Annotated in this window: 6 protein-coding genes; all 6 read left to right on the forward strand. The window is 64.8% G+C overall.

The features are described from left to right. The first annotated feature begins 120 nt into the window (after positions 1-120). The 6 genes from Q4E95_RS10295 to Q4E95_RS10320 all read left to right on the forward strand — a co-directional run bounded on the left by Q4E95_RS10295 (position 121) and on the right by Q4E95_RS10320 (position 6,189). A complete protein-coding gene (locus Q4E95_RS10295) occupies positions 121-2,328 on the forward strand; it encodes an MMPL family transporter (RefSeq protein WP_303383222.1) in 2,208 nt (735 codons plus the stop codon). Positions 2,329-2,365: 37 nt separating this feature from the next. After that, positions 2,366-3,295, forward strand: coding sequence for a phosphoserine phosphatase SerB (serB, locus tag Q4E95_RS10300; protein ID WP_303383223.1), 930 nt, complete (start codon positions 2,366-2,368; stop codon positions 3,293-3,295). Positions 3,296-3,363: 68 nt separating this feature from the next. After that, entirely contained in the window at positions 3,364-4,146 is a 783-nt protein-coding gene (locus Q4E95_RS10305) for an ABC transporter ATP-binding protein (protein ID WP_303383224.1), read from the forward strand. Between the two features lie 45 nt (positions 4,147-4,191). Continuing rightward, positions 4,192-5,043, forward strand: coding sequence for a sulfite exporter TauE/SafE family protein (locus tag Q4E95_RS10310; protein WP_303383226.1), 852 nt, complete (start codon positions 4,192-4,194; stop codon positions 5,041-5,043). A 10-nt stretch (positions 5,044-5,053) separates the two neighbouring features. Then, on the forward strand, positions 5,054-5,878 hold the full coding sequence (locus tag Q4E95_RS10315; RefSeq protein ID WP_303383225.1) for an RNA methyltransferase: 825 nt from the start codon (positions 5,054-5,056) through the stop codon (positions 5,876-5,878). Between the two features lie 92 nt (positions 5,879-5,970). Continuing rightward, complete coding sequence (locus Q4E95_RS10320; protein WP_303383227.1) at positions 5,971-6,189, forward strand: type II toxin-antitoxin system VapB family antitoxin; 219 nt, start codon at positions 5,971-5,973, stop codon at positions 6,187-6,189. Positions 6,190-6,238: the final 49 nt, after the last annotated feature.

The raw sequence follows: 6,238 nt of genomic DNA on the forward strand, positions 1-6,238 counted from the left end.
CAGGGCGCCGTCCCCATAGACTCCCAGGTGGACGCCGCATTCGTGGCGCGTAAGCCCACGGTGCCGAGCGCCCGCCTCCCCGGAACGGGGCGCCCAGTGGCATCAGATGACAGGTGAATCATGCCCTCCACTGATACCCGGTCCCCACAGACGCTGGCGCGTAGCGGCAAGAAGCCCGGCGCCGTTCGTTGGATCATTCCCATTGTGCTGGTTCTGGCGTGGCTGGGTGTCATGGGTGTTGGTGGCCCGATCTTCGGCAAGATCTCCGATGTGGTCAGCAACTCGCAGGCGGACTTCCTTCCCGTTGACGCGCAGGCCACCGAGGTTCAGGACCGGATCGGTGATTTCAGCGACTCGGAAGGTATCCCCGCCATCATCGTGGCCGAATCCGAGGGCCAGATTTCGGACGCCCAACTGCGTGACGTGGCTGAGGCCACCCAGGGGCTGACCGGCATCGACCAGGTCACCCAGGTGTCCCCGCCCATCCCGTCCGAGGACGGGCAGGCCGTGGAAATCATTGCCCTGGTGGACGCGGAATCGGACACGGCCACGGTCGTGGAGGAAATCCGGACCGAACTGGATGACCGCGCCGTGGAAGGCCTCAACGTGGCCGTCACCGGTCCCGCGGGCCTGGTGGCCGACCTCAGTGGAGCGTTCGCGGGTATTGACGGGCTGCTCCTGCTGGTTGCCTTGGTTGCGGTCCTGGTAATCCTGGTTCTGGTCTACCGCTCACCCATCCTGCCCATCCTGGTGCTGCTCACGTCCTTGGCGGCCCTGTGCGGTGCCATCCTCACCGTGTACTGGATGGCCAAGGAGGAGTTCATCACCCTGAGCGGCCAAACCCAGGGCATTCTCTCGATCATTGTGATCGGCGCAGCCACGGACTACGGCTTGCTGTACACCGCTCGATTCCGCGAGGCCCTGCATCACACCGAATCCCGCTGGCGCGCTACCCGTGTGGCTTGGAAGGGGACGTTCCCCGCGGTCCTGGCCTCCGGCACCACCGTGATCGCCGGTTTGCTGTGCCTGCTGCTCTCGATGCTCGAATCCAACCGCGCGCTGGGTCCGGTGACCGCTATCGGCGTGGTCTTCGCGATCCTCGCGGGCCTCACGCTTTTGCCCGCATTGTTGGCCATCTTCGGCCGCGTGGCCATGTGGCCGCGCATGCCCAAGGTTGAAAACGTGTCCGAGGCACACCAGCAAGCCGACGACCTTGAGCACGCGAAAGGCCTGTGGCCCGCCGTCGCCCGTTTGGTCGACCGCAAGTCCCGCACCGTGTGGATCGTGTGCGCGGTTGCCCTGGGCATCGCCGCGGTGGGTGCGTCGCAGCTGGACGCCGGCGGCGTCCCCGAGTCCGAATTCGTGCTGGGGGAGTCCGAGGCCCGCGACGGGCTGGCCATCATCGATCGGCACTTCCCGGGCGGCGCCGGCGACCCCGCCTACGTGCTCGCCTCCGAGGACAAGGCCCAGGACGTGGCCGAGCAGCTCGCGGACGACGACGGCGTGGCCTCCGTTGCGTTCAACGCCCAGGACTCACCGAGTGGCACCCTGCCGTACCCCGCACCCCAGGCCGGCCCGCTGGCCAATGCCCAGCCGACCGTGGACGGCGGTCAGGTACTGATCCAGGCCACCCTGGCGGACAACACGGACTCGGGTGCGGCACAGGAAACCGTTCAGCGCCTGCGCGACGATCTCGCCGGCGTGGACCCCACTGTGCTGGTGGGCGGCACCACTGCCGTGCAGGTGGACACCATTGCGGCTGCCGAACGCGACCGCGCACTGATCATCCCCATCGTGTTGGCCGTGATCCTGTTGATCCTGATCGTGCTGCTGCGCAGCTTCCTCATGCCGTTGCTCCTGGTGGTCACCACGGTGGTGTCCTACTTGTCCGCGCTGGGCGTGGCGACCGGAATTTTCGTCCTGTTCGACATCAACCAGGCAGACCCCACGGTGCCCCTGTTCGGGTTCGTGTTCCTGGTTGCACTGGGCATCGACTACAACATCTTCCTGATGAGCCGCGTGCGTGAAGAAGTGGTGCAGATCGGCCACCGCAAGGGTGTTCTGGTCGGACTGGTGACCACCGGCGGCGTGATCACCGCCGCGGGCGTGGTACTCGCGGCAACGTTCGCGGCACTGGCCGTGCTGCCCATTCTGTTCTTGGTGCAGTTGGCCGTTGTGGTGGCCATTGGTGTGCTGATGGACACCGTGATTGTCCGCTCGCTGTTGGTCCCGGCCCTGGCATTGGACATCGGCCCCAAGTCCTGGTGGCCCTCCCGCATCGGAACGCCCGGCAAGCACCGCAAAATGGAAGCAGCTACGGACGGGTAATTTTAGGCCCTTACCCCGCGAGGATAGACTGCATCTCATGCCCCAAAAGCTGATTGTCGTTGCGTTCGCCGTGTCACCCGAGGACGGAGCCACCGAGTCCGTGCTGGAACGGATCGAACGTTCCGGCGGCGTGGTTGACTCGCACAACTGGGTGCGCGTGACGGATTCCGCGTCCGGCGGCCAGGCCACGGACGTGGAGGGATACAACGCCCTCACCGTGCATGTGGAGGCCCCGTCCCCGGAGGCGCTGCGTGAGGCATTGCAGCCGAATCGTCTCGAACAGATGCTGCCCGGTGTGGACCTCAACGTCATTGATGCACGCTGGTTCGACAACTCCGTGCGCAAGTTGGTGGTCACGGACGTGGATTCCACGCTCATCCGCCAAGAGGTCATTGAAATGCTGGCCGCTCATGCGGGGCTCGAAGCGGAGGTCGCCGCGGTCACCGAGCGGGCCATGCGCGGGGACATCGATTTCGAGCAGTCGTTGCGCGACCGCGTGAGCGTTTTGAAGGATCTGCCGGTTTCGGTCATTCATGAGGTCTCGGCGTCCGTGCGCTTGTCCCCGGGGGCCACGGTTCTGGTGAAGACCCTGCTGGGGTCCGGTCACGCCGTCGCGGCGGTCTCCGGCGGCTTCAACCAGATCCTGGACCCCTTGGCCGAGAACTTGGGTCTGACCAGGGCTGCGGCCAACACCCTGGAAATCGAGGGCGGCGTGCTGACCGGCCGCGTGGTCGGTCCCGTGGTGGACCGCGAAGCCAAGGCCCGTTTGTTGAGGCAGTGGGCGGAAGAACTCGACGTCGCTCCGGAAAACGTGATCGCCGTGGGTGATGGCGCCAACGACATCGACATGTGTCGCGCCGCGGGTTTGTCCGTGGCCTACCGGGCGAAACCCGCTCTGCGCGAGGTGACCGATACGCAACTGAACATCCCCAATTTGGATGCGCTGCGCTTCTTCGTGGATCTGTAACCGGTCGTGGCCGTGTTCCCGGTGTGCCCGACTGCTTGTCACCTCCCGCTCACGTTAGAGTTGCGTCCATGAGTGCTGTCCTGGAACTGGTGGACGTCAGTGTCGTCCGCGGCGAGAAAACCCTGTTGGATTCGGTGAACTGGACCGTTCAAGACGGTGAACGCTGGGTCATTCTCGGCCCCAACGGCGCCGGTAAATCCACGCTGTTGTCCATTGCCGCCGCCCGACTGCACCCCACGACCGGCATGGTGGACATTCTGGACGAAATTCTGGGCGCGGTGGACGTGTTCGAGCTGCGCCCGCGCATCGGCGTCAGCTCCGCCACCCTGGCCACCCAGATCCCGCACGCGGAAACCGTCCGTAATGTGATCGTCACCGCCGCCTACGGTGTGACCGGTCGCTGGCGTGAAGAGTACGACGAGTTCGACGACGCTCGCGCCGTGGAACTACTCGAGGCCTGGGGCTTGGACGATCTCGCCGAGCGACGCTTCGGCACCCTGTCCGAGGGTGAACGCAAACGAGTTCTGATTGCCCGCGCCCTGATGACTGACCCCGAACTGTTGTTGCTGGACGAACCGGCCGCCGGATTGGACGTGGGCGGTCGCGAAAAGCTTGTGGCCCGTTTGGACGAGCTCGCCAAGGACCCTGCGTCACCGGCCGTCGTGATGGTCACCCACCACCTCGAGGAAGTCCCGGACGGCTTCACCCACGCCATGTTGCTGCGCGAGGGCAAGGTGGTTGCCGCCGGGCCGGTCGCGCAGGTCATGACCCAGAAGAACCTGTCCGAGACCTTCAACGTTCCATTGAAGCTCGTGAAGGTCGGCGACCGTTACGCCGCATTCGCGCGGTAATCGAGTCTCACGGTGCTGAACCTCTCCCTGTCCGCGGCAGCCCCCATGCAGCTGTTCGGAGAATCCGGAACCATTCCCTTCGAGTGGTGGCAGGTCGCCCTGATCCTGGTGGCCGGCGTGTGGGCCGGTCTGATCAACACGATTGTGGGCTCCGGCACGCTGGTGACCTTCCCGGTTCTGGTGACCATGGGTGTGCCACCCGTGACAGCGTCCATGTCCAACGCGATGGGTTTGATCGCCGGCAACCTGACGGGCGCGTGGAGTTATCGCAGCGAACTCGGGGGAGTGAAGCACACCCTCAAGAAGCTGATTCCGTGCTCCCTGCTGGGCGGTGTGATCGGCGCTTCGTTGCTGCTGACCCTTCCCGAGGAAGTCTTCGGCGTGGCAGCGCCCATCCTCATCGTGGTGGCGCTGCTGTTCGTGATCTTCCAGCCGCGCTTGCAAGCCCTGGTGCGGCGTCGTAAGGCCCAGCAAGAGGCCGCCGCCGCGGACACCGAAACCAGTGGCGGGGAAGTGGACCCCGACCGTGCCAAGCAACCACTGGCCCTGTACTTCCTGGTGTTCTTCGCCGGCATTTACGGCGGGTATTTCGTGGCGGCCCAGGGCGTGCTGCTCGTGGGCATCCTGGGCGTGTTCCTGCTCGCGTCCATGCAGGCGGCCAACGCGGTGAAGAACGTGCTCGTGGCCGCGGTCAACATTGTGGCGGCGCTGTCCTACATCCTCCTGGCCTTCGACCGGATCAACTGGTGGGTTGTGCTGTTCATTGCCCTGAGCTCCACGCTCGGTTCGTGGCTGGGCGCCAAGATCGGCAAGCGGCTCTCGCCCATTGCGCTGCGTACGGTGATCGTGATCCTGGGCGTGGTGGCGCTCGTCAACATGGTCTCCCAGCTGTTCTAGAAGATTGGCCATGACACAGACCCCCTTTGAAGAGCGCATCGTCCGCCTGACCGATCCCAAAGATCCCCGCGTGGCCGATTACACGAGCCTCACGGACGTGGCCCTGCGCCGGAAGATCGAACCCGAGCGCGGGCTCTACCTGGCCGAATCCGCCAAGGTGCTGCGCCGCGCCCTCGACGCCGGCCACCAGCCCCGCTCGTTCTTCATGGCCGAGAAATGGCTTGACGGCATGCGCGAGATCCTCGACGCCTACGACGTTCCGGTGTTCGTCGGCTCGGACAACGTTCTCGAACACATCACCGGTTTCCACCTGCACCGCGGGGCCATTGCCGCCATGCATCGCCCGGCTCCGCTGCCCTTGGCCGGTGTGCTGGACTCGGCCCGGCGCGTGGCCATTCTCGAAGACATCGTGGACCATACCAACGTGGGCGCGATCTTCCGTTCCGCCGCTGCCTTGGACGTCGACGCCGTTCTGGTCACCCCGCGTTGCGCCGACCCCTTGTATCGGCGGGCCGTTCGGGTGTCGATGGGAACCGTGTTCCAGGTTCCCTGGGTGCGCCTCGAGCACTGGACCGCGGACCTACAGGTCCTCAAGGACGCGGGTTTCCTCACGGCGGCACTGGCGCTGTCGGAGGAGGCTGTGACCATTGACGAGTTGGCCGCGGAGAAGCCCGAGAAGCTCGCCCTGATTCTCGGTACCGAGGGCCAGGGGCTCGGGGATGCCACGCTCTATCACGCGGATCGTCACGTGGTCATTCCCATGAGCCACGGAGTGGACTCCCTCAACGTCGCCGCCGCCAGTGCGGTTGCGTTCTGGGAAACCCGACCGCGCTGACCCGTGTAGACCGGGTGCGATGGCTAGCATGTACATCCGGATCTCCACGGTTATATAATGAGTTATATAACAAAGGGGGTGGGACCATGGCCATGACAAGCGTTGATTTGGACCCTGGGCTCATTGAACGAGCCAGAACACTCACGGGCGAGAGGTCGAACCGCGCAGTCCTCGATTTAGCTCTCCGCCGTCTCATAGCGTCGAAACAGAAGGGTGCGATGATCGATGGAATTGCTGAGTTGACGGACCTTGAATCTGAACTCGGCGCCCCCACCAGCAACGTGCCCAGTTCAGAGCGCGCGATGTCGTGACCGACTATCTGGTCGATAACTCGGTATGGGCGAGGTTGGCATCGGGTGA

Origin of the sequence: Kocuria sp., assembly GCF_030536815.1 — a bacterium.
Taxonomy (GTDB): Bacteria; Actinomycetota; Actinomycetes; order Actinomycetales; family Micrococcaceae; genus Kocuria; species Kocuria gwangalliensis.

Coding starts and splice junctions, on each gene's coding strand:
- Q4E95_RS10295 (WP_303383222.1), top strand. CDS start 121: ATGCCCTCCACTGATACCCGGTCCCCACAGACGCTGGCGCGTAGCGGC.
- serB (WP_303383223.1), top strand. CDS start 2,366: ATGCCCCAAAAGCTGATTGTCGTTGCGTTCGCCGTGTCACCCGAGGAC.
- Q4E95_RS10305 (WP_303383224.1), top strand. CDS start 3,364: ATGAGTGCTGTCCTGGAACTGGTGGACGTCAGTGTCGTCCGCGGCGAG.
- Q4E95_RS10310 (WP_303383226.1), top strand. CDS start 4,192: ATGCAGCTGTTCGGAGAATCCGGAACCATTCCCTTCGAGTGGTGGCAG.
- Q4E95_RS10315 (WP_303383225.1), top strand. CDS start 5,054: ATGACACAGACCCCCTTTGAAGAGCGCATCGTCCGCCTGACCGATCCC.
- Q4E95_RS10320 (WP_303383227.1), top strand. CDS start 5,971: ATGACAAGCGTTGATTTGGACCCTGGGCTCATTGAACGAGCCAGAACA.